Below are 3,463 nucleotides of genomic sequence, written 5' to 3'. Positions count from 1 at the left end.
GACTCCGTGCGCGCCATAGTCCTGGCCGGCGCGGGCGGCGTGTTCTGCGCCGGAGCAGACATCACCGCGTTCGACGCCCTGCGCGCCGATCCGTTGATCGGGCACCGGCGGGCCTCCGGGGGGACCCTATGGGCCGACCTGGAAAACTTCCCCAAACCGGTGATCGCAGCCGTCGAGGGCCTGGCCCTGGGGGGCGGGCTCGAACTCGTCCTGGCCTGCGACACCAGCATCGCCGGCCAGGGTGCCCGCCTGGGATTGCCCGAGGTCAAGCTCGGCGTCATCCCCGGCGGCGGCGGCACCCAACGACTCATCCGGGCGCTAGGCAAACCTCGCTCCATGGCACTGCTACTCAGCGGTGACCTTGCCACCGGGACCGAAGCCGCCAACCTCGGCCTGGTGGGAAAGGTGGTCGACGACGACGAGGTCGTCGAACAGGCGATCGCCCTGGCGCAGCGGATCTCGGCCAACTCACCGCTGGCCGTGGCCCTGGCCAAAGACGCCGCCCTGGCCGCGCAGACCGGGTCGATAACCGCAGGGCTTGAGCACGAAAAGCGCAACTTCGTCTACGCGCTCGCCTCAGACGACAGCCACGAGGGCCAGGCCGCCTTCCTGGCCAAGCGTTCACCGAACTTCACCGGCCGCTAACCTGGCCCGACAAGGACAAGATCATGACCACCACCCTGTTCCCCGACCACCGCCCCACCTGGCAAACCGAGTCCCACGAGTTGCTACGGGACCACGCCCGCGCGTTCTTCGCCCAAGAAGTCACCCCCCGCCAGGCGGACTGGGCCCGGCAGGGCCACGTCGACCGCGAACTCTGGAACAGAGCCGGGGCGGCAGGCCTACTGCTCACCGACATCGCCGACGAGGACGGCGGCGGGGGAGGCGACTTCGGCCACGAGGCTGTAGTGGCCCAAGAACTGGCGTACGCGCACGACAGCGCGTTCGGCTTCACCGTGCACTCCACGATCGTCAGCCACTACATCAACGCCTACGGGACCGAGGAGCAAAAGCGCCGCTGGCTACCCGGGCTCGCCTCCGGCGAGAAAGTGGTGGCCGTCGCCATGACCGAACCCGGTACCGGCTCAGACCTGCAGAACGTCAAGACCACAGCGATCCGCGACGGCGACCACTACCTGGTCAACGGCGCCAAGACCTTCATCTCCAACGGCACCCACTGCGACTTGGTTGTCATCGTGGCCAAGACCGATCCAGCGGCCGGCGGCAAGGGCATCTCCCTACTAGTCGCCGAGGTCGACAATAACGTCGCGGGCTTCTCCCGCGGCGCCGTCCTCGAGAAGATCGGCATGCACGGATGGGACACCCGCGAACTCTTCTTTGACGACATGCGGGTACCGGTGGAGAACATCCTCGGCGAGGAGGGCTCCGGCTTCGCCGAACTCATGACCCAGCTACCGCGGGAGCGACTCATCATCGGAGTCGCCGGCGTAGCAGTGGCGGAGGCCGCAGTGATCGAGACCATCCGGTACGTCAAAGAGCGCGATGCGTTCGGCAAGAAACTCCTGGACTTCCAGAACACCCAGTTCGTACTAGCCGAGTGCAAGGCCGACGTCTACGCCGGCAAGGCGATGATCGACGACGGCATCCGCCGCCAGATCGACGGCACCCTCGACGCCGCCGGCGCCTCGATGATCAAGATGTGGGCCACCGACATGCAGTGCCGCGTGGTGGACAAGTGCCTACAGCTGTTCGGTGGCTACGGCTACATGATGGAATACCCCATCGCCCAGATGTACACCGCCTCCCGCGTGCAGCGGATCTACGGCGGCACCAACGAGATCATGAAGCTGCTCGTAGCCAGGTCGCTGTGAACGCCACGCCCCCGAGCCCGTCCGTCTACGCCGAAGACTTCACCCCGGGCCAGATCCACAAACTGGGAGATCACACCGTCTCCAAGGCCGAACTGGTCGATTTCGCCACCCACTGGGACGCACAATCGTTTCATCGATGAGGAAGCCGCCAACCAAGGGACACTTCCGCGGACTCATCGCCAGCGGGGTACACACCATCGCCATCGCTCAACGGCTGCTCACACAAACAGTGCTCAACCAATGGGCAGTGATCGCCGGGCTCGGATTCGACCGGGTCCGGTTCCCGGCGCCCGTCCGACCCGGGAACGTTCTCACTGGAACCGTCCGGATTGCCGAGATCACTCTCGACGGAACACGCGGACGAGTGAAGATGGAGATGCGGCTGACCGATCAGGACGACCACACCGTCCTCTACGCCGAACTGACCATCGTCATTTGGCGGAGAGAACAGGTCGCGACACCGTCCGGAGGCTTCAACTGACACACGGCCAGGACGTCATCCAAAAGAACGGTCCCGCACCTACATCGACGAAGCGACCTTCATCTCGGATCCGCAAGTCAGTTTGGGACGCGGCGACCCCACCTCACGACGGCGGCTGCAGAGTAGTCAGGCCCCCGTCCTAAAACCTCGTCCTTCGGCGCGGCATCCCCTATTCGACGGATCGGGCGCGTCCGCTAACGATCAATTTTGGGACAGTTGTTGCATTCGCGAATTGTCTGTGACTTCCACCGGTAACTGGCGGGGATCTTCGGGCGCTTTGCGGCGGTGCCTGTGGCGAGGGTTGCCGGCGTTCCTTTCGGACAGGGTGGCGGGTCAGACTATCGAAGGGTCCTCGACGGGTGAGGTTCCCCCGGATCCGTAGAGGGATCAGCTATAAGGGGAAGCGATGCCAGAGAAGCGCCAGAAGTACGACCGGGAGTTCCGTGAGGGAGCGGTCCGGATCGTCGATGAGACCGGGAAGCCGATCGCCCAGATCGCCCGAGACCTTGGGGTCAACGCGGGCACCCTGGGCAATTGGGTCAATCAGGCTAAGGAAGCTCGGGAGGGCACAGAAGGCCTGTCCAGGGGCGACATCGAGGAGCTCAAGCGGCTGCGAGCAGAGAACGCGGAGCTGAAGATGGAGCGTGATGTCCTCAAGCGATCCGTGGTCCTGTGGGTCAAGGAGGCGACGAAGTGAGCGTGGCACGTTTCATCGCCGACCAGAGGACCAACTACCGAGTGCCACACACTCTGGTGTGCGCCCTGCTGGGCGTGTCGCTGGCGTGGTTCTACAAGTGGCTCAAGCGGGCCACCGGGCCGGAGGCGGCCAGCGGTCTGCACACCGAGCGTGACCGCCGCCGCGAGGTCGTCGACCAGGCGGTCGCGAAGGCGTTCACCGCCGCAAAGGGCCGGCATGGATCCCCTCGCCTGTACTTCGACCTTCGTGACGAGGGCTGGCAGGTCAGCGAGAAGACCGAGCCTGTCAAGATAATTGTGTGAGTTTTGGTTAGTGATGTCTGTCATATGTGGGGGTCGAAGCGTTCCGGGTAGGCCAGTGCGAGTTCGGCCAGTGCGGCTCGCCAACCGTGGATGGTGGCGCCTTCGACGAGTCTGGGGATCGATTTCCGGGGGCCTGCGTGGCCGTCTGCTC

General features: G+C 64.9%; 6 protein-coding genes. All 6 read left to right on the top strand.

What is annotated here, in order from left to right:
* A partial coding sequence (locus Q2K20_RS17950; RefSeq protein WP_317177057.1) for an enoyl-CoA hydratase-related protein occupies positions 1-645 on the top strand: 645 nt, incomplete at its 5' end.
* 23 nt (positions 646-668) lie between these two features.
* On the top strand, positions 669-1,832 hold the full coding sequence (locus Q2K20_RS17945; RefSeq protein ID WP_069388662.1) for an acyl-CoA dehydrogenase family protein: 1,164 nt from the start codon (positions 669-671) through the stop codon (positions 1,830-1,832).
* Complete coding sequence (locus Q2K20_RS17940; RefSeq protein ID WP_227022446.1) at positions 1,829-1,972, top strand: hypothetical protein; 144 nt, start codon at positions 1,829-1,831, stop codon at positions 1,970-1,972. The genes Q2K20_RS17945 and Q2K20_RS17940 overlap by 4 nt, the downstream gene beginning before the upstream one ends.
* A complete protein-coding gene (locus Q2K20_RS17935; protein WP_227022447.1) occupies positions 1,969-2,313 on the top strand; it encodes a MaoC/PaaZ C-terminal domain-containing protein in 345 nt (114 codons plus the stop codon). Before Q2K20_RS17940 ends, Q2K20_RS17935 begins: the two co-directional genes overlap by 4 nt.
* Before the next feature lie 406 nt (positions 2,314-2,719).
* Positions 2,720-3,010, top strand: coding sequence for a transposase (locus tag Q2K20_RS17930; protein WP_007631225.1), 291 nt, complete (start codon positions 2,720-2,722; stop codon positions 3,008-3,010).
* Positions 3,007-3,312 carry a hypothetical protein gene (locus Q2K20_RS17925; protein ID WP_254050569.1) on the top strand — a complete coding sequence of 102 codons (306 nt, stop codon included), beginning with the start codon at positions 3,007-3,009 and terminating at the stop codon, positions 3,310-3,312. Before Q2K20_RS17930 ends, Q2K20_RS17925 begins: the two co-directional genes overlap by 4 nt.
* Positions 3,313-3,463 lie beyond the last annotated feature (151 nt).

It is taken from the genome of Dietzia sp. IN118 (assembly GCF_032905965.1).
Classification (GTDB): Bacteria; Actinomycetota; Actinomycetes; order Mycobacteriales; family Mycobacteriaceae; genus Dietzia; species Dietzia kunjamensis.
Note: the sequence above shows the minus strand (reverse complement) of the source record. Positions and strands in the feature narration are given on the sequence as shown.

Coding starts and splice junctions, on each gene's coding strand:
- Q2K20_RS17935 (WP_227022447.1), top strand. CDS start 1,969: ATGAGGAAGCCGCCAACCAAGGGACACTTCCGCGGACTCATCGCCAGC.
- Q2K20_RS17945 (WP_069388662.1), top strand. CDS start 669: ATGACCACCACCCTGTTCCCCGACCACCGCCCCACCTGGCAAACCGAG.
- Q2K20_RS17930 (WP_007631225.1), top strand. CDS start 2,720: ATGCCAGAGAAGCGCCAGAAGTACGACCGGGAGTTCCGTGAGGGAGCG.